At 65.3% G+C, this 18,967-nt stretch carries 16 protein-coding genes; 7 read left to right on the top strand and 9 right to left on the bottom strand.

The features are described from left to right. Window positions 1–77 precede the first annotated feature (77 nt). Together IM708_RS17500 and IM708_RS17505 are read left to right on the top strand one after the other, a co-directional pair. Window positions 78–1,094: an AI-2E family transporter gene (locus tag IM708_RS17500; RefSeq protein WP_209427867.1), complete on the top strand. Its 1,017-nt coding sequence runs from the start codon at window positions 78–80 to the stop codon at window positions 1,092–1,094. Between the two features lie 124 nt (window positions 1,095–1,218). After that, on the top strand, window positions 1,219–2,340 hold the full coding sequence (locus IM708_RS17505; protein WP_209427868.1) for a hypothetical protein: 1,122 nt from the start codon (window positions 1,219–1,221) through the stop codon (window positions 2,338–2,340). A gap of 89 nt (window positions 2,341–2,429) precedes the next feature. Here IM708_RS17505 and IM708_RS17510 read toward each other — a convergent pair whose 3' ends face one another. From IM708_RS17510 to IM708_RS17520, 3 genes are read right to left on the bottom strand one after another with little or no spacing between them, the layout of a single operon-like run. Then, on the bottom strand, window positions 2,430–2,891 hold the full coding sequence (locus IM708_RS17510) for a cytochrome c (protein WP_209427869.1): 462 nt from the start codon (window positions 2,889–2,891) through the stop codon (window positions 2,430–2,432). A 1-nt stretch (window position 2,892) separates the two neighbouring features. Next, window positions 2,893–4,485, bottom strand: coding sequence for a flavin monoamine oxidase family protein (locus tag IM708_RS17515; RefSeq protein WP_209427870.1), 1,593 nt, complete (start codon window positions 4,483–4,485; stop codon window positions 2,893–2,895). 11 nt (window positions 4,486–4,496) lie between these two features. After that, a complete protein-coding gene (locus IM708_RS17520) occupies window positions 4,497–5,942 on the bottom strand; it encodes a cytochrome c (protein WP_209427871.1) in 1,446 nt (481 codons plus the stop codon). A gap of 642 nt (window positions 5,943–6,584) precedes the next feature. Between IM708_RS17520 and IM708_RS17525 the strand changes: the two genes are divergently transcribed. Further along, window positions 6,585–6,974 carry a DUF1622 domain-containing protein gene (locus tag IM708_RS17525; protein ID WP_209427872.1) on the top strand — a complete coding sequence of 130 codons (390 nt, stop codon included), beginning with the start codon at window positions 6,585–6,587 and terminating at the stop codon, window positions 6,972–6,974. 30 nt (window positions 6,975–7,004) lie between these two features. Here the strand turns inward: IM708_RS17525 and IM708_RS17530 are convergent, their stop codons facing one another. Both IM708_RS17530 and IM708_RS17535 read right to left on the bottom strand, forming a co-directional pair. Further along, entirely contained in the window at window positions 7,005–7,937 is a 933-nt protein-coding gene (locus IM708_RS17530; protein ID WP_209427873.1) for a nitrilase-related carbon-nitrogen hydrolase, read from the bottom strand. A 449-nt stretch (window positions 7,938–8,386) separates the two neighbouring features. After that, window positions 8,387–8,623: a hypothetical protein gene (locus tag IM708_RS17535; protein ID WP_209427874.1), complete on the bottom strand. Its 237-nt coding sequence runs from the start codon at window positions 8,621–8,623 to the stop codon at window positions 8,387–8,389. A 178-nt stretch (window positions 8,624–8,801) separates the two neighbouring features. Between IM708_RS17535 and IM708_RS17540 the strand changes: the two genes are divergently transcribed. Further along, on the top strand, window positions 8,802–9,533 hold the full coding sequence (locus IM708_RS17540) for a Crp/Fnr family transcriptional regulator (RefSeq protein WP_209427875.1): 732 nt from the start codon (window positions 8,802–8,804) through the stop codon (window positions 9,531–9,533). Here IM708_RS17540 and IM708_RS17545 read toward each other — a convergent pair. The 4 genes from IM708_RS17545 to IM708_RS17560 form a co-directional block, all read right to left on the bottom strand. Further along, window positions 9,509–9,772, bottom strand: coding sequence for a hypothetical protein (locus IM708_RS17545; protein WP_209427876.1), 264 nt, complete (start codon window positions 9,770–9,772; stop codon window positions 9,509–9,511). The two genes, IM708_RS17540 and IM708_RS17545, sit on opposite strands and share 25 nt — an antisense overlap. 242 nt (window positions 9,773–10,014) lie before the next feature. Further along, window positions 10,015–10,614 (bottom strand): sigma-70 family RNA polymerase sigma factor, encoded by a 600-nt coding sequence (locus IM708_RS17550; RefSeq protein WP_209427877.1) that lies wholly within the window; start codon window positions 10,612–10,614, stop codon window positions 10,015–10,017. Between the two features lie 84 nt (window positions 10,615–10,698). After that, window positions 10,699–11,190: a ferritin-like domain-containing protein gene (locus IM708_RS17555; protein WP_209427878.1), complete on the bottom strand. Its 492-nt coding sequence runs from the start codon at window positions 11,188–11,190 to the stop codon at window positions 10,699–10,701. A 54-nt stretch (window positions 11,191–11,244) separates the two neighbouring features. Continuing rightward, a complete protein-coding gene (locus tag IM708_RS17560) occupies window positions 11,245–11,472 on the bottom strand; it encodes a hypothetical protein (protein WP_209427879.1) in 228 nt (75 codons plus the stop codon). A 619-nt stretch (window positions 11,473–12,091) separates the two neighbouring features. Between IM708_RS17560 and IM708_RS17565 the strand changes: the two genes are divergently transcribed. The 3 genes from IM708_RS17565 to IM708_RS17575 all read left to right on the top strand — a co-directional run bounded on the left by IM708_RS17565 (window position 12,092) and on the right by IM708_RS17575 (window position 18,615). Continuing rightward, window positions 12,092–16,408 (top strand): CheR family methyltransferase, encoded by a 4,317-nt coding sequence (locus IM708_RS17565; RefSeq protein WP_209427880.1) that lies wholly within the window; start codon window positions 12,092–12,094, stop codon window positions 16,406–16,408. Window positions 16,409–16,734: 326 nt separating this feature from the next. Then, the gene (locus tag IM708_RS17570) at window positions 16,735–17,094 is read left to right on the top strand and encodes a PRC-barrel domain-containing protein (protein ID WP_209427881.1); all 360 of its coding nucleotides are present in this window, start codon (window positions 16,735–16,737) and stop codon (window positions 17,092–17,094) included. Between the two features lie 495 nt (window positions 17,095–17,589). Further along, a complete protein-coding gene (locus IM708_RS17575; protein WP_209427882.1) occupies window positions 17,590–18,615 on the top strand; it encodes an IS110 family transposase in 1,026 nt (341 codons plus the stop codon). Window positions 18,616–18,967 lie beyond the last annotated feature (352 nt).

The raw sequence follows: 18,967 nt of genomic DNA on the forward strand, positions 1-18,967 counted from the left end.
GCAGGAACGGGACGCGTCGGGGGACGTTCCGATTGTGCAGGGGCGTGGAGCCGTGCCGCAGGGGCAAGGAGAGACACATGGATTCGAAGCGCTGGATCAGGACCGACACGATCCTCCTGACGGCAGGGCTTCTGCTGATCGCCTACCTGCTTGGCGATGTGCTGCTTCTCGTGTTCGCGGCGGTGCTGCTTGCGGTCGGGCTGGACGGCGCGGCGCGGGCTATCGCGACGCGTTCGCCTGTGTCTCGCGGCTGGGCGCTGGTGGGCGTCGCGGTGGGCATCGCGGCGATCATCATCGGCGCGTTGGGCCTGACGGCGGCGCGCCTCGTCCAGCAGTTCCAGGAATTGCGGGAGAGGATGGTCGATTTCGTGGAGCGGGTGCACGCCTGGCTCACCGAGATCGGCGCGATCGCCGCGATGGAAGATCTGGATGACGAGAACGGCGGCCTTGCCGATGCAGCGGGCGACATTGCGGGGCATGTGATGACCTACGGGATGTCGGCGGTCGGCGCCGTGACGAGCATCATCATCCTTATCGTGCTTACGCTTTTCCTGGCGGCGAACCCCGCGCTCTATCGGGGCGGGACGTTGCGCCTCGTGCCGCCGGACCGGCGGGCGGTGCTGGAGGATACGCTCGCCGCGATCGCGCATGCGCTTCGGTGGTGGTTTCTCGGTCAGCTTGCGTCCATGGCGCTCCTCGGGGTTACGGTCGGGCTTGGGCTCTTCGTACTCGGCATCGAGCTCTGGTTTGCGCTCGCGGTCCTGACGGCGCTGCTGACCTTCATCCCGGTCCTCGGCCCGTTGATCGCGACGGTGCCGATCGTGGCGGTCGGGTTTACCGAAGGCACGCAGACAGGGCTGATCGTGCTGGTCGGCTACATCGTTATCCAGAATGTCGAGGGAAACGTCCTTGTGCCGATGATCCAGCAAAAGGCGGTCGATCTGGCGCCGGCGCTGCTGATCTCCGTGCAGGTGCTGCTTGGCCTGATCTTCGGGTTGGTGGGGCTGATCCTGGCCGCGCCGCTAACCATCGTGGCGATGGTCGCGGTGCAGAAGCTGTGGGTGGAGCACACGCTGGGCGAGAAGGTGACGTAGGCTCTGCCCCTTCATCGAGGCGCCGCGCGTTTGGTGCATTGAGGTCACGCCCCAAACTCTGCGAGCCGGACATTCAAGTGAGGTGACAGTGCCAGCGGCTGAAACATATTCGCCCGAGCCGAACATGCTGGAGCGCAGGTTTGCCGCCTATCTGGCGCAACGCAGCGCAGAAAACGGCGCGGGCGACCATCCCTCGCCCGAGCGCGTGAAGAAGATCAGCCGGGTCGCAAGGTGGATCATCGGCCTGTCGGCGCTGGCGGGAATCATCTCGGGCGGGCTGATCGGCGGCGCCGAGATCTGGATGCGTCACGGCCTCTTCGACGGCATGGACGATCTTGGCTGGCGCGAGGTGTGGCCGTACTGGGCGGCCTTCTACGCCTTTGCCGGCGTGGTCAGTGCGGTCGAGATCGGGCTTCTCTATGCGCTGGCGCTGAGCGGGATCGCGCGTATCGCGCAGCATTCCGGCCTGCCGCTTTCGGAGGGTGACGGGCGCGGGTTCTTCGCCCACAGCCTTGCGCGGGCCGGGCTGGAATTCCCCAATCCGCAGGTCCATATCTACGGAATCGACCCTTATGCGCATGTGGCGAACTGGAAGCTGACGGCGCTCAACATCGCCTACAAGCTGAAGGTCGGGGTCAGCAGCTTCATCCTGCGGGTCTTCCTGCGCCGGGTGGCGGCGCGCATGGCGGTGCGCGGCATGGTCCCGCTGATTGCCGGCCCGCTCTACGCAGTCTGGAATGCCTATATCGTCTGGCGCATCATGACGGAGGCGCGGCTGCGCACGCTCGGACCGTTCGCAGTCGACAACCTGATCGCAGCGCATTTCGAGGACGCAGGCGATCTGGACGATACGGAGACGGACGTGATCCTGCATGCCGCGGGAGAGATGCTGACCCGGGGGCGTGACGCCCATCCAAATCAGATCTACTTGATGGTCCGTCTACGCAATGCGCTCGGGCGCAGGAAGGATATCGCGCTCGACTGGGCCGCGATGCGCCGCAACCTGCCCAGGCTGGACGCCGCCAGCCAGACCCGCGTGCTCGATCTTCTGACTGTGTCTTGCATGATCGGCGCGCGCATTCACCGCGATCAGATCGAGCTTCTTCGCAGCGCCTGCCAGGACTGCGGCGCGGCGCTCCGTGAAGACCGCGTGCAGCAACTGCACAAGGCGCTCAAGCGCGGCGACCAAGTGACGGGCAAAGAGCTTTCTGCCACCCGCAGCGATGCCGACGCGAGCTTGGTCTGATCGCAGGGATAGCGCAGCGCTGCGGAATGTGACCGGTAGAAAGCGGGCGATGCAGCAAGGCGCGGCTACCGACGGCGGTCTCCGTCCGGTCAATCCATGTCCTCGGGCGGGCGCAAGGCGGCGACCTCGTCAGCGCTGATCCGGTCGGAGTAGTCGTTGCCGAAATGGCTGCGTAAATAATTCGTCACCGCGGCAACCTGTTCGTCCGACATCTTGTCACCGAACCGCGGCATTCCGTGATAGCCGGTGAGGATGACGCCGGCAAGGAAGTGCCTCGATTGCAACTTCGGATTGCCGGCCAGAGGCGGATGCGCGCCTGCTCCCTCGGCGCCGTGGCCGTCCTCCATATGGCAGGCCTGACAGGTGGTGCGATAAAGCGCCTCGCCATCGGTCTGAGTAAAGCGGTCGGGATCGTCGGAGAATCGCGAGAGCAGTGTGTCAATCTCTTCTGCGTTTGGGCGGGGCTCTGCCGGGGCGGGGGGCTCCTGTGCCTGGCCGCCGGTGACCAGTAGGCTCAGCGCGATCACTGCATGGAGAAAGCGCTTGCTCATCTCAGGCGTTCTCCCGTTGATCCAGACGCTTGATCGCATCCAGTGCCGACAGCAGCGATCCTTCCAGCCATGCCGGGATGTGCGAACAATGCTCGCCCGCCAGGACCAGCCGGTTGTCGATTTCGCACAGGGTCTTGTAGTGTTCGTCGCGCAAATCCTCGGTCCATTGTCCGTAGCAGCCCAGCGACCAGGACACGCGGTGCCACACCCAGGACGTGCCGGACATGAATTCGGCGTCATACTGCGGGTGGATCTGCCGGCCGAGCGCGAGTGCCGCATCGATGCGTTCCTGGGGCGTCATGGTTGACCAGGAATAGGTGAAGCTGCGTCCCGCCGTCGCCGTGTCATAGGCGGCCTGCAGCACCGCCGGACCGTCGGAGAGGAAACCGTAATTCGGATAGGCGATCTGCACCAGCGGCAGGTCGGTATAGCTGATCCCCCCCATGATATTGTCATCCTGTTCCCAGAAGCGGCGTCTGAATTCCAGCGCGACCTTGAAGGCGGAGGCGTAAGGTACCGCGGCGATCGCCTTGCGCATCGCGTCGGAACAATCGACATCGAGTTGCACGAGTACCGACAGCGGTATGGTGCAGATGCACCAGTCGGCAGATTCCTCGCGTACCGTGCCGCCGCGACCGCCATCCTCGTAGGTGACGGTGACGCCATCGTCGCTCTGTGCGATCCGGGTGACGCGGGCGTTCAACTGGATCACGTCGGACACCTCGCGCGCAAAGGCATCAGTGATCGCGTCCATGCCCCCCTCCGGCTCGAACATCGGCGGCTCAAAGGTGTAGCTGTTGAAGTTGAACAGCTGTTCCCACAGCCCCGATTGCAGCAAGGCCGACAGGTCGACGGGCTGCGAGGGGCGTGCGTCCGGCATCAGCCCGCCCCCGGGGCGAATGTCCCAGCCACGAACCCCGCCCAGGTCATCGCTGGCGCGATAGGCATAGCGGCTGTCCAGCACGCCCCATTCCTTAAGCCCCTCCAGCAGCCTCTCGCGATCCTCGGCGGTGAGGGCATCATCCAGAGCGCCCTGATGCAGCGACTTTGCCAGCAGTTCGGACACATGGCCGCGCATGTCCTTTTCCACATTGCCGATGCGCTGCGGCTGGCCACCGAACGCCTGCGGGGAGTGCAGATAGGCCCTGTTGTTCTTGATGATGAAGGGATGCACCCGCACGCCCAGCTTGCGGCAGTAGTCGAACACCGCGCGGTGATGCACCGGCAAACGCCACGGGCCGGGATTGAGATACCCGTCGCCTTCGAAATCGCAGGTGATCTCGTGCCCACCCATTTCGGTGTACCGGTCGCCGCCGCGGATGGTCAGGCAGCGTCCGCCGTGGCGATCCTGATATTCGAGGATCTTCACCTCGTAGCCCGCGCGCCGCATCTCGTATGCGGCGGCCATGCCGGCGATGCCCGCACCGAGTATCAGCACGCGCCGACTCTCACGCGGGCCTTGCAGGTCGGGCTCTCCGGAATAGCCGGATTCCGCCGCGAAGCCGAGGCTGGTCATCGCCTGATACATCGCTGCCGCACCGGCGACCTGACCGATCATCGCCAGCAGCTGCCGGCGGGTTGGGTTGAGTGTCATGGCCATTGCTCTCAGCCCTCCTGCCGTTTGAGCCCGCGTCGCCGTGCCAGCCACCACCAAGCCACAGTTCCGAACACCAGCAGGAAGATCAAACCGATTAGTCCGACCCACGCGATCAGTTGAAGGGTGCGCAGGGGCGCTGGCATCTCTTCCTCCGTCTCGATGGCGTATGCGACATCGGCGGCGGTCAAATTGCTTTCCTGCCGTCCGCCAAATGTGGTGCGGGTATAGTTCGCCAGGATAGCGATCTGATCATTGCTCAACTCGCCCGCAAAGCCCGGCATCGCCGGCACGCGATAAAGCTTGCCGGCCGGCACTCCATGGGCCAGCACCTGCAACAGATTGCCCGCCTCCGCGCGGCGCAGCGCCGCATTCTGGACCAGTGGCGGGTAATAGGCCTGTGGCTGGCCCTGCCCTGTGACACCGTGGCATGCCGCGCAATGGGCAAGGTACAGCTGCTCTGGCTCTGCCAGATCGTCACGGGCGCGCGCCGCGGACATCTCTTCGCGGATCTGGCCATAGCGGTGCCGAGGATCGTTCCGTTCAGCCACGGGCGGTAGGACGGGAATGTCCTGATCGCGGGAGTCGATCGGGGGGATGGTCTTCAGATACGCAGCTATCGCTGCCAGATCATCCGCGTCCAGATGACTGGTGGCGTGCTCGACGAACTGCGCCATCGGCCCTGCGGCCTGCACGACATTGCCCGCAGTGCCTGTGCGCAGATAGTCGATGATCTCCTGCTCGGCCCAGCCCCCGATCCCGGTAACCAGATCGGAGGTCAGGTTCGGGGCCAGCCATCCGTCGATGACCTCGCCCGCCAGATACCGGTCGTTCTGCACGCCGAAAAGGTCGTTGCGCGGCGTATGACATTCGCCGCAATGGCCCAGATGATCGACCAGATAGGCGCCGCGGCTGAGCACCGGATCATCGAATTCCGGCAAATCCCGGTCACCCAGGTAGAGCCAGTTCCACGCCATCACGCCCGTGCGGATATTGAACGGAAAGGGCAGGTCGGTCTCGTGATCCGGCGGCTTCTCGACGGGGTCCTGATCCCGCAACCAAGTAAAGAGATCGTCGATATCCGCGTCGGTCATCCCTCGGAAAGAGGTATAGGGCATCGCCGGATAAAGTCGGCGATCCGGACTGACGCCTCGACGCAGCACATCGGCCAGATCGTCTCGGGCATAGTCGCCTATGCCGAACGCGCGCGATGGGCTGATATTGCTGGCGACGATCGTCCCCATCGGGGTTTCGACCTGATAGCCGCCCGACAAATCCTCGCCATGGCACGACATGCAGCCCGAGGCCCGCGCGACATACTCGCCGCGTTCGATCTGGAAGGCAGCGGTCTCCGCCGTCTCCGCAAGACCCGCGCCGGCCAGCATAAGGGCCGCTATCGGCGCGCCAAGACGCAGCCGGTACCGATGTTTGAACTTTGAGGAGCCACTTGTCGACATCAAGCAGCTTCCCTGCCCCAAACGACCCGCACGCGCAGGGCTGCTCCCTTGGCGCAATCCGTTCTCGATGCACCGAGGCAAGTCAAACAACGCCTCGCGGATTGGACTGCAAAATTTCGCGTCAACAAAGCTGTGTACGAGCAAGAGTATTCCGGCCCAAGACATTCCCCCATCGCCAGGAGGAGCGTATCGGTTCTGATCCCAGACATCGAACCCATGCGCTTTTCTCTTCCACTTGGGCACTACTTCGTACCCCTGTAGAACCGCCTCCGGTCCGTCGCGTTCCCACCGATGGCCCGAACCAACGAAAAAGTCACTCGCGGAGGCGCGCAACCGTGGCTTCGCAAGATTTCGAGAGACCGCATCAGGGTCCGCCGAACAGGTCGACGCGTGCGGCTTATGACGGGTTCGCCGGAACAAACTCCGCCCCCGCTCGTTAGAATTGCGGGGAAAACGAAAGTGATGCAATTGCGTTCCTTGCTGCTTCACGGCGCGGGAGCCGCTCTGTCGTGGCGACTTTGACGGTTGTGCAGAGCGAAAGGACTTGCGCGGCAGGAGTCGATGTTCGATCCCGGTTGTCTGTCGCGCGCATGCGACCCGTGGGTCTGCCTACGCTGACCGCAACTTGAAAGGCCTCTGCCGATGGAATCTGGCCAGCGACCAGTGAACCTGCAGTTGCATCTGCCGCGACTGGCAGAGGCTCTGGAATGGGCGGCCGCCCTTATCGAGGCTTGCGCTATCCTGATTCTTATCCTCGGTACCCTGCGGTTTCTCTACCACTTCGTTCTTGCAGAATGGCGGCTGACGTCAGGCAAGGACGACATGGCCGAACTGGCCGCTGCGCGTATTGTCATGGCGCAATACATCCTCACCGGGCTCGAGGTGTTCATCGTCGCTGACCTGATCATGCTCGTTCTGTCCTTGTCCCTGATAAATCTTCTGTTCCTCGCTCTGCTGGTGGTTGTGCGTACCGGCATCAGCTACTTCCTCGAACACGAAATCAACGCGCTCGAAGCGCGGGACAGGAATTGATCCGCGCTCGCCCGATTCAAGTCGGGGGCGTCAAGCCTCGGTCACGGTCAGGTGGTCAGCGCTCCAGGAGGCGGGATTGACCTCGGCCTCGGCGGCGCCGCGGCGGATGCGGCGGCACTGACCCAAAGGAAGGTCGCGCACCTGCAGGAGTAGGCTGGTCTCTGCCACGGCATGCTGCGGAGGCAGCGCAGCGAAGACTCCGTCAAGCGAGATCGAGATGTCGCAGGGCAGGTAAGCCGCGGCGCCGCCGACGCCGGTGTCGCTGGCCGGAAGACCCATCGGCACGCCGGCCGCGCCGACAACGCAGACCGCAATCTGCAACTCGGTCGCCCGAGCGTGGGCGGTGCCGAAGACGCGGTTGTATCCGGTGATCATGTCGGTCTTCGCCGGCACGAAGACCAGGTCGAGGTCGAGCCCGCCCAGACGCGCCCAGAGTTCGGTATACTCGGCGTCGAGGCAGATGATCATCGCGACGCGCAGACCGAGCCAGGGAAAGACGTTGATCGTGGTGCCGCGCAGCGTCGGACCGTCGTGTCCGGTTTCCTCGGCCGGGGTGAGCGAGAGCTTGTCCTGGGCGAAGGCGCCACCGTCCGGCGTGAGGAACCAGGCGCGGTTGGTGACGGTCGTGGCGCCGGAGACGCGGTGGGGTATGGTACCTGGCAGAAGCGCCACGCCGTAGCGCGCCGAGAGCGCCGCCATGGAGACGAGCGCGCCGCTCCCGGTATGGGCCAGCCAGCAGAGGCGCCTGGTCGGAGCCAAGCCCGGCGGGGCGAAGGCGAGCCATTGGGCGCAGGCGTATTCGGGCAGGATCAGCGCCGCAACGCCGCGGGCGGCGGCATCGGCGAGCCGGTGCTCGATCCGGGCGAGCCAGGTGGGCAGGTCCGGGGTCGGCAGCTCCAGGTTGGCCGCCCAGAGATCGAGGGAGAGATGCTCGGGCGGGTTGGCGCTATGGGTCACGAGCATGTCGGACACGCCCTTGGGGCGTCGGGGCCAAGTGTCGCGCCGGCGCGGTCCGGGACACGTCTGTCGTCTGTCAGTCTCACGATCCGATCCTTTGCCTGGTGCCGACCACACGGGCCGAGAACCCGCTTGGGGCGGTTTTGTTCCATCGAAGTTCCGCCCGCGACGCTGGCGGCGGATGAGCAGTGCCAGGGATCTGCGAAATCAGGTCGCGGCAGGCTGGAAACTTGCGCGCGCACTAACATGGGTAAGTGCGGACACCTGCGATGGCGGACAGGAATGCGGAGCGTTCGGTGACGTTTGGCCGGGCGCGTTTGTGTGTCGGCAACTCGAAGCGCGGGAGCTGCGTATTTTCCCGATATCGTGCGTTCCCCGCGCTTCGCGGTCTGACACCGTCGGTCCTGACCAAGGCGGTAACGCCCCGGTCAGGACCGGCAAAACTCGCGCCGCTGTCAAAGACGGCGCACGGAATTCCCGCTATCGAGGATGCCGCGGATCATCATGGCGACCGCGGCATGCAGTTCCCTGTTGGGGTGATCGTCTGGCGTGTTGCGATGGGCGGCTTCGGCGTCCTTGAGGATCCCGACGATCTCCGCCTCGGGCAGGACCTTGCGGTCATTGAGCGACAGCAGAAGCGACTCGCAGATCGCGAGCGCGGCTGTACCGGCGACATCGGGAGGTTTGGACATTTCGGGCTGCTTTCTGCGAGGGGCGCGCTGCATTGCGCATGACTTGCCGCGCCATCGTCGCACAATCGGCCGATGACGTACTGATCGAGAGCAGGACGGAACGAATTCTCTTTCCGGCCGGTTGGGCCTTGTGTGGAAGGGTGGCGCTTCTGCCGCTCTCGCGCGCGAGGGGAAACCCATGCGACTTGCGGACAGCCCCCTTGCCCGGAAGCTCGGTGCCTATGTGGCGCTGTCGGAGGCGGAGCTTGAGGCGCTGAACGGCCTGCATCGGCGGCGGCGACGGTTCGAGGCCGGGCGGGACCTGGTGCTTCAGGGTCAGAGCCACCAGTCCGCCTATATCCTGGCGGAGGGCTGGGTCGCGTCCTACAAGCTGCTGCCCGACGGCGCCCGCCAGATCGTGGATTTCCAGATCCCCGGCGATTTCCTGGGGCTACGCAGCATCCTGTTCCACGCCTCGGACCACAATGTCGAACCGGTCACCAGGATCGAGGCGTCCGAGGTTCTGGCGTCCGATCTGCTCGACGCTTTCCAGCTTGCGCCGAAGCTTGCGGCGGCTGTCCTGTGGGCGGTGTCGCGCGACGAGGCGATGGTGGTGGAACATCTGGTCAGCCTGGGCCGCCGCAGTGCCGAGGAGCGCATGGCGCATTTCCTGCTGGAAATGGACGCGCGGCTGCAACTGGTGGGGCTAGCCGACCGTACCGGCTATGACTGCCCGCTGTCGCAATATCTGCTGGCCGATGCCCTGGGGCTGAGCGCGGTGCATGTGAACCGGGTCTTGAGGCACCTGCGCGAGCAGGGTCTGGTCACCTTCCAGAAGGGGCGGGTGTGCTTCGACGACTTCGACGGGCTGGTCGCGCTGGCCGGGTTCGACGCGACCTATCTGGATCAGGAACGGCCGTTGCTGAGATAGCTGTCCGCCTGGGCGCTCTGCGGGCGCGACAGGGCCCTGGCCTCGGTCAGCGCACGCGCCGCGCGTTCGATCCCGAGCATCCAGTCCGCCTCGTTGCGGCCCAGTTCCGCGCGGCGCGCGGCGCGCAGATGCGCGCGCGCCTCTTCCGTCTTGGGACAGTCTTCGGCGCGGTCGAGCGCGGTGCGCACGTCCGTCTCGAAAGCCTGGTTCACGGCATGGATGGCGTTGTCGAAGCTCATGGGGATCTCCTTCAGTCAGCGTTTTGTCAGAATGAACCTGCGCTCAGCGGGCGGGGACCGGCCTTCTGAGGGGGTGATAATGCGCCCACCCGAAACCGCTCCAAAGACCGACCGATGCAGAAGCTCCGGCAACGCCGACACGATGCGGCGGCGGATCTCGACTGCCGTGGCGCCGCGTTCCAGCGCAGGAACGCGGCGGGGGACAGCCGGGTTGCGGGCGGGGTTGGGCCGGATCTGACGCATCAGTCCGATCCCGCACCTGCGGCCATCCGGCTTGACCCAGCGACAGTGCGATCCGGCGCGGCCGTGCGCAGCGGCCGTCCGGCCTGCGGGGTGCGGGCGGGATGCCCGAGTTCATCTCGTGCCATGGCCTGATTGAGCGTGGTGCGACCCCGGCTGACGCGGCTCTTGACCGTGCCGAGGGTGCAGTCGCAGGCGTCGGCCGTTTCCAGCTGCGAGAACCCGTAGGCGCCCATCAGCACAAGCGCCCGGCGCTGTTCCCGGGGCAGTTGCGCGATGGCCGAAATCAGTTCCTTCATCGCCAGCACATGGTCATGGCGCGGTTCCTCGGACAGCGCCCGCGCGCAGGCGCCGTCGACATCCTCGACCTCGCGGCGATGCTTGCGCAGTTCCGAGAAGAAGGTGTTGCGCAGGATCGTGAACAGCCAGGCGCGCAGGTTGGAGCCGGGAAGGTAGCTGTCGCGGCTCGCCCAGGCCTTCAGCAGCGTGGTCTGCACCAGATCCTCGGCCATATGGGGATTGGAGCAAAGACTCTGCGCCCGGCGGCGCAGCGCGGGAACCTGCTGGGGCAGCAGAACCCGAAAGGGATGGCGATCGATCATCGGGGGCATCTCGCTCTTGCGGTTCGGGGCCGGCACGTCGCCGTTCCCGCGTGCGATGGCGGGACGGCGCTTGCGCGGCGGGTTTCAGGCGGCGGCAGTGGCGTTCAGACGTTCCTCGGCCAGTTTCGACAGACCCCTGTCGGCGCCGTATTCCTCGTCCAGCGTCGTCTTCAGCAGCGCCTCGGCCTTCGAATGACCAAGCTGCTTGGCCCAGGCGACCAGCGTGCCGTAGCGGGCGATCTCGTAATGCTCGACGGCCTGCGCCAGCCCGATGAGGGCGGCATCCATCGTCTCGGCATCCTCGATATCGCCCATCAGACCCTCGGCCTCTTCGAGCAGTCCGACCATCGCGTCGCATTTCGCGCCGCGCGCGGGTTTGCCGAGGAGGTCGAACACCTCCTCCAGCCGCACGATCTGCTCTTCGGTTTCATCGCGGTGCGACGACAGCGCCGCCTTCAGCGCCGGATCGGTCGCCTTGCGTTCCATCTTCGGCAGCGCCTTGAGGATCTTCCGCTCGGCGTAGAGCACGTCCTTCAGGGTGTGGAAGAAAAGGTCGTCCAGTGTTCCGATCGACATGGGGAGGCTCCTGGAAAAAGGCGTGGGGGTGGCGGATCGCGAGGGCGCGCGAGGTCAGCCGCTCTGGCTGAGCCGGTTGACCCCCAGCCGTCCGGGCCTGTCCTGCACGCGCCATTCCGACAGGCGCATGGTGTCGTCGACCTCGGCCCAGAACGTCTTCATGAAGCGTTCGGCATGCACTTTGTGCTGATCGCGCAACCGCGTCGTCCGACTTTCGCGTTCGGCATCCCGCAGTTCCGCCAGTGTCTTGATGAAGAGCTCGGCTTGAGTGTGTTGGGGCATGGGAACCTCCTTTCGGGGAGCAGCGTGGCGGGCGGGTCGCTGAAAAGGGGGCGCTGCGGCTAGATCAGCGCAGGCCGACGAAGCTGAGAATTGCGATCACGATGACGATCGCGCCGACGATGTAGATGATCTGGTTCATGGGGGCCTCCTTTGGCGGGCGCAGGGCGGAAAACGCGTGCCTGCGAAACGCGACGGTCCGATGTCTCGACGGACCGATCGGTCCGAAAGCGCCGATAGCCGGCGGGCGGCAGTCGGCAAGGCGACCGGAGAGCCGGGAGATGTCCGACGCAGCGCGAGAGGGGAGAGACGCGGGAGCTTCCCTCTCGCAGTGTCGTCTACCCGACCCTCCGATCAGAATTGAACTCGTTACTCGCTACAGGTCGCCACTCTGAGTTACGCCTTGGGGGCACGGTCGAATAGCGCCGGAATCTACTCATTCCTGTACGCAGAAGCCTGCGCAGGGATCGTCGCTGGGGCTGTCACTTCGCGTTTCCTGCGCAGCATCAACTCTGATATTGGTTGTGTTCGGATCGTGCAGGACGGCGCGGGGCGTTCGCCGGACAGGTGGCGACGCGGCCCGCCCCGTCAGCCCGACAGTCAGACCTTGGCGGAGACGACCATGCCGGAACACGGAACGCGCAACGGCCTGCCGGTCATTGCCATCGGCGCATCTGCCGGGGGGCTGGAGGCGTGCCGCGCCCTGCTGAAGAACATGCCCGCCGATGCGCCGGCCGCGTTCTTGCTGATTCTGCACCTTGACCCGTCGCACGACAGCATGATGGTCGACCTGCTGGCCCGGCACACGCAGCTGAAGGTCGTTCAGGCGGCCGAGGGCATGGCGCTTCAGCAAGGCGTGCTGCACGTCATACCGCCGGGGGTTTTCATGACCGTCGCGGGCGGCACCGTCCATCTTGAGGAGCCGGATGCCGGCAAGGGGGTACGGCTGCCGTTCGATGTGTTGCTGCGCTCGCTGGCAAAGGACAAGGGCGCGCTGTCGGGGTGCATCGTCCTGTCGGGGACCGGCACCGACGGCAGCGCGGGCGCGGTCGAGATCGATGCTGCGGGCGGGCTGGTGATCGCGCAGGACCCCGCCGAGGCCGGCCACGCGGGCATGCCGGAAAGCGCTATCGGTACCGGCTGCGCGGCCGAGGTCCTGCGCGCCGGCGAGATGGTCGCGGCGTTGCAAAGCTTCTGGGCGGAAGCCTCGGCCGGGTCGGTGGCGGCCGGCGACAAGTCGTGCCACGGCGGCGATGCGGCCCCCGCCGTTCCGCGCGCCGCGGACCGGGGCATGGCCGGCTTCGACGAACTGCTGGCTTTTGTAGCCGAGCATTCCAGCCAGGACATCCCGCTTTACAAGCGCGGAACGCTGGAACGCCGCATCGCGCGCCGGATGGGCATTGTCGGCCTTGGCCCCAACGAAATGGCGCGCTATCTGGAACTGCTTCGGTCCGACCCCGAGGAACGCGCGCAGCTATCGTCGGACCTGCTGATCCACGTCACCAGTTTCTTCCGCGACCCGCTGGTGTTCGAACACCTGTCCGCCAAGGTCATTCCCGACCTTCTGGCCGAGTTGCTGGCCGACCGGCCGCTGCGCATCTGGGTCGCCGGATGCAGCACCGGCGAAGAGGCCTACAGCCTTGCCATGATCTGCCTCGAGACGATCGAAGCGGCGGGTTCCGGTTCCCGTCTGCAGATCCTCGCCTCGGACATCGACCCCGAGGCGATCGCCACGGCGCGCGCGGGCTACTATCCCAAGGGGATCGAAGCCATCGTTTCCCCCGAACGCCTCGAACGGTTCTTCGTGCCGCATGAGAGCGGCTGGCGCGTCACGACGGAACTGCGGGATGTGATCGTGTTCACCGTCGCGGACCTTCTGTCGGACCCGCCGTTTTCCAAGATCGACCTGGTGTCGTGCCGCAATGTCCTGATCTATCTGGCGCCCGAGGCGCAGAAGCGGGTGATCGCACGGTGCTGCTTCGCGCTGCGCCCCGGCGGGCTGCTGCTGCTGGGCGCGGCGGAAATGCCGGGTCAGAGCGATGGCTGCTTTGCCATCGAGGACAAGAAATCGCGGCTCTGGCGCCGGGTCGGGGAAAGCCACCCGGCGGATCTGCATTTCGCCACCGACAAGCGCGAAGCGGCGGCCTCGCCGACATCCCTCACCCCCGTCCGGCGCAGCGCGCTCGCCGATCTCTGCCGCCGGATCGTGCTGGAACACTACGCCCCCGCCGCCGTGCTGCTGAACAGCCGGCTTGAAGTTCTGTATCTGCTCGGCCCGACCGAGAAATACCTGACGGTCACCCAGGGGCATCCCGATGCCGGCATCCTGAGCATGATTCCCAAGGTCCTGCGCGCCAGATTCCGCGCGGCGGCGGCGTCCTGCGGCGCGACCAACCCGCGGGTCACCGTCTCGGGCGGGCGCATCCCGGGGGCCGCCGGTTTCGACATCGCCTTGCATTCGGTTTCGGCGGGCACCGAGCCGCTCATTCTGGCCTGCTTCATCCCCACCCCGCGCCCTGAACCCTCCGCCGCCGGGCCCAACACCGGGCAGGAACGGCGCACCGGCGATCTGGAGGCCGACCTGGAAGCCACGCGCAGCGATCTGCTGGATGCGCTGCGCGACCTGGAGCAGGAGGTCGAGGCGCATAGCGTCGACGCCGCCGAAGCCCTGTCGTTGAACGAGGAATTCCAGTCCACCAACGAGGAACTGCTCGCCTCGAAAGAAGAACTGCAGGCGCTGAACGAAGAGTTGACCGCGCTCAACAGCCAGTTGCAGGAAACCCTGGAACGGCACCGCACCACCGCCAACGACCTTCAGAACGTGCTCTACAGTACCGATGTCGCGACGCTGTTTCTGGACCTCGATCTGAACATCCGGTTCTTCACGCCCGCCGCGCGCGACATCTTCCGCGTCATCCCGACCGATGTCGGCCGCCCGCTGGCGGACCTGGCGGCGGTGTCGCGCGACGACGACCTGGAAGCGGACGCCCATGCGGTGCTCGCGTCCTCGGACCCCGGCGAGCGCGAGATCGAGGGCGCGGGCGGAAAGTGGTTCACGCGCCGCATCCAGCCCTATCGTGCCCAGCGCAACCAGATCGAAGGCGTGGTGATCACCTATATCGACATCACCGAACGCAAGCGCACCAACGCCGCCCTGGTCGCCGCGATGGACGAGGCCGAGCGGGCGAACCGCGCCAAATCGCGCTTTCTGGCGGCCGCCAGCCACGATCTGCGCCAGCCCCTGCAGGCGATGGCGCTGCTGCACAAGCTGCTGGCGCGGCAGAAACGATCGACAGAGGGCGTGCGGCTGGCAGCACTTCTGGATCAGACGTTGAATTCCATGACCGCGATGCTGGATTCGATGCTGGACGTGAACCGGATCGAATCCGGCATCGTCCGGCCGGAAATGCGCCCCGTCGCCATCGCGCCGCTGCTGCGGCGGCTCGCCGACGAATTCGGCCCGCAAAGCGATATCAAGGGCCTGAAGTTGCGGTTGGTGCAATGCAAGTCCTGGGTGCGAACCGATCCGCAATTGCTGGAGCAGATCCTGCGGAACCTGTTGTCCAACGCCCTGAAATACACGCAGAAAGGACGCATCCTGATGGGTTGCCGGCGGCGTGGTGACACCCTGTCGGTGCTTGTCTGCGACAGCGGCCTCGGAGTGGCGGAATCCGAGATCAAGACAATCTTCGACGCCTATCATCAGGGCGAAAAGGCCCCCGCGATTGCCGACCATGGCCTTGGGCTGGGGCTGTCGATCGTACAAAGGCTTGCCGACCTGATGGATCATCCGGTCACCGTCCGCTCTAAACAGGGCAAGGGGTCGGCCTTCATGATCTCGCTGCCTGTCGTCGCCCCGGCGCCCGAGGTCATGCAGCCGGCGCAAGAGATGCAGGTGACGGCGGAAACGGCGCGGCAGACCGGAACAATCCTGCTGGTCGAGGATGAAGAGTCCCTGCGCGATCTGCTGGCCGAGGTTCTGGAGACCGAGGGGCACACGGTCATCGCCAGGGAGAATGTGCAGGACTCGCTGGCCTGGGCCAGCGGCGACGTGGCGCCGCCCGATCTTCTGCTGACGGATCTGGACCTGCGCGGCGGTACCAGCGGCCTGCGGCTGGCGCAGGATCTGCCCGATGTTCTGGGCGAACCGGTGCCGACCATCATCCTGACCGGTGACATCACAAGCGAAACCCTGAAAACCATAGCCGAGTCGGCCTTCACCCAAATCGTCAAGCCGGTGCTGCCCGAGGTGCTGCTGGCGCATATCTCGGACCTGATGCTGAAAGTCCGCACCGAGAAGTCGAGGACCGCCCGGCCTACCGATGCCGAACAAACGACCGTGCATGTCGTCGACGACGACCCGATGATCCGCGAAACCATGCGCCGGCTCTTCGAGGCCGAGGGCTGGATGGTCGTCACCCATGCCTCGGCCGAGGATTTCCTGGCGGCACCACGACCTGAGGACGACGCCTGCCTTCTGATCGACAACCTTCTGCCCGGCATGGACGGGGTGGCGCTGATCACCCGGCTGCGAGCAGAGAAGTCGCAACTGCCCGCCGTCATGCTGACCGGGCATGGCGACGCGGCCGTGGCGGTGGCGGCGTTGAAGGCCGGGGCGTCGGACCTGATCGAGAAGCCGGCCAGTGCCGCCGAATTGCTGGCCAGCGTGCGCCACGCCATCGAAACAGCAGAGAACAGCCACGCGCAGGCGGAGTCGCGCAAGACGGCTCAAAAGCGTTTCGCGGACCTGACCGCGCGCGAACGCGACGTGCTGGCGCGCGTGCTGGAGGGCGCGCCGAACAAGATCATCGCCGCCGATCTGGGGATCAACCAGCGCACGGTCGAGAACCATCGCGCGTCGGTAATGCGCAAGACCGGCGCGACCTCGCTTCCGGCACTGGTCCGGCTGGCACTCGCCGCCAATGCGGACAGCCCGTGAACTTGCGTCCGGGGCCGGTCGCAAACCGAGACCCCTACGTCACCTACCTTTCCGAGGATGCTTGGCTTTCACGCTGGTCGACAGCAAGGTTCCCGATGCCTAGGCCCACATGATACGCTTCTTCTTTACGAAACCCGCGTGAAACCCGGATCTACCCGGAACGCCGGCGCCCCTTCGACAGTTCTCAATATGTGTCCGGCAATTTCTGACTCGCGATACGCCCCGTGTGTCCGCATGCGGGCAAGGGCGCTTCCGGTTCAGGCCACAACCCTGCAGGGGGCACCTGTTGCCAGCGATCCCGCACCCAAGGGATCAGGGAGAATTCCATGACACACACAGCAAACATACCGCACGAACCCGAAGTTGACGGCGCCCACGGTTTTGCCCTCAAGGGCTACGACCGGGCGGAAGTCCGCGACCTCAAGACCTCCGACCTCGAGGGCGCGACCGTCTATGGCCGCGACGACGAGACCATCGGATCGGTCAGTGCCCTCAAGCTCGGCAGTGACGGTCAGCCTACCGAGGCCGTGATCGATGTGGGCGGCTTTCTGGGCATCGGCGCGCATTCCGTCCTGCTGCCGTTCAACCAGCTTACCGTCCTGCGCCAGACCGACGGCGCCGACCTGCGCGTCCATCTGGACACGACGAAGGACAAGCTCAAGGCAATGCCGCACTACACCAGCTGATCGGACCGCGCGTCACACCGATGGAGGCCGCCCAAGCGATGGTGCGGCCTCTGTCGTCGCCACCAGGGCAGCGCCCGGATGCGTCTTGTCGGTCCCACTGATCCGTTGTCTGCCGAAGCGGCAATGCCCTGCCCGACTTGCGCGGAAGCGTTCACGCGGTGGTCATGCGCCGACCTCGGCGCGTTCGATCGGCGACCCGGTAGAGGCGAAGAACGCGCCTCCGGACCCTCATACACCAGATATTGTGTGTAGGCGGCGCCCGGAACCACAAGGCACTCCAGAAAATCCACGTCCGCGAATAGGCCTTTCTGTTTGACTTTTCACGATATCAATGTCGATTCTTTTCATCTTGGGACGGAATAATGCAAAATTTGGACGGTTTCTCCGGCCGAGGGGCATGGCGTCCAATTTTGATGGGGTGGATGCCCCCGCCCGACGGCATCGCAATGTGCCAAGATGGTGATGTTGGAATCGCCATAGAAGGAGGAGGCACCCATGGATGAGATTAGCATCATCGGCGTCGACCTGGCAAAGCAGGTCTTTCAGGTTCACGGCGCTGCGGCGGACGGACAGGTGCTGTTTCGCAAGAAGCTGTCACGGCCGCAGTTCGCCAAGTTCATGGCGGCTGTGCCTCCGTGCGTCGTGGCGATGGAGGCCTGCGGAACCGCTCATTACTGGGGCCGGGAACTGGCCCGGCACGGCCATGCCGTCAGGCTCATCCCACCGGTCTATGTGAAGCCATTCGTGAAGCGACAGAAGAACGATTCGGCTGATGCGGAAGCCGTCGCCGAGGCCGCGATGCGCCCGACGATGCGCAGCGTGGCGGTGAAGACGGCCGGACAGCAAGCGCAGGCGATGCTTTTCCGCACCCGCGACCTGCTCGTCGGACAGCGCACCCAGTTGGTCAATGCGCTCCGAGGGCATCTCGCTGAGCATGGGATCGTTCTGGCCAAGGGCATCGGCAATATCGACCGTCTCGCCACGCACCTCGAAGAAAATGCGGACCTTCCTGACCTCGTTCGGGACATGGGGCGGCTCTACCTCGACCGGATCGCCGGGCTCAGCGACGAAATAGACAAGCTGGACGGGCGCATTGCGGCGGCCGCGAAGGAAAACGATGTGGCCCGCACACTTCAGACGATGCCGGGGATCGGACCGGTCTGCGCCATGGCGATCGCCATCTTTGCCCCCGAGATGCGCGAGTTCCGCCGGGCGCGCGACTTCTCGGCCTGGCTCGGGCTGGTGCCTCGGCAACATTCCAGCGGCGGCAAGCAGACGCTCGGCCGGACCTCGAAGATGGGCCAGCGCGACATCCGGCGTCTGCTGATTGTGGGAGCGATGTCCGTTGTGCATTGGCGAGGGCGCGATGGCGGCAAGCCCGGGTCGTGGCTCTCCCGCATGCTGGCCCGCAAACCGCGCATGCTGGTCGCCATTGCCCTGGCCAACAAGATGGCCCGGATGGTCTGGGCCATGCTCTCGCGCAATGAGGACTACCGAGATCCGACCGGCGCGGTCAGCTGACCGCGGCCGCCGGAGCGTCGGCGATGTGAGGAGGAAGACGACAGCATGGGCAAATGATCGACAAGATCCGGGCTGGGCAAGCCAGTGGCGTGCAACGAGCCGCGAGCTCGCAATTTTGATCTGGACCCCGGCCCGCGCATCACCATACCGGCCCGCGGCATGTCACGGCCGCACCTGAGAGGCCTGAAACATGACCGCACCCGATCACATGCTCAGAAGATCAAAGAATCCTTGCATCGAAGGGGGCATCCAAACATGGACGCCCAATCCCTGGCCCTACCGAAGCGATAAGGCGGAGCCCGCGCCGTCAGACCAATGCGAACCAGTCTCAGAAACCCCTACCCCAGTCGGC

The organism is Pararhodobacter sp. SW119 (assembly GCF_017811755.1).
GTDB lineage: Bacteria > Pseudomonadota > Alphaproteobacteria > Rhodobacterales > Rhodobacteraceae > Pararhodobacter.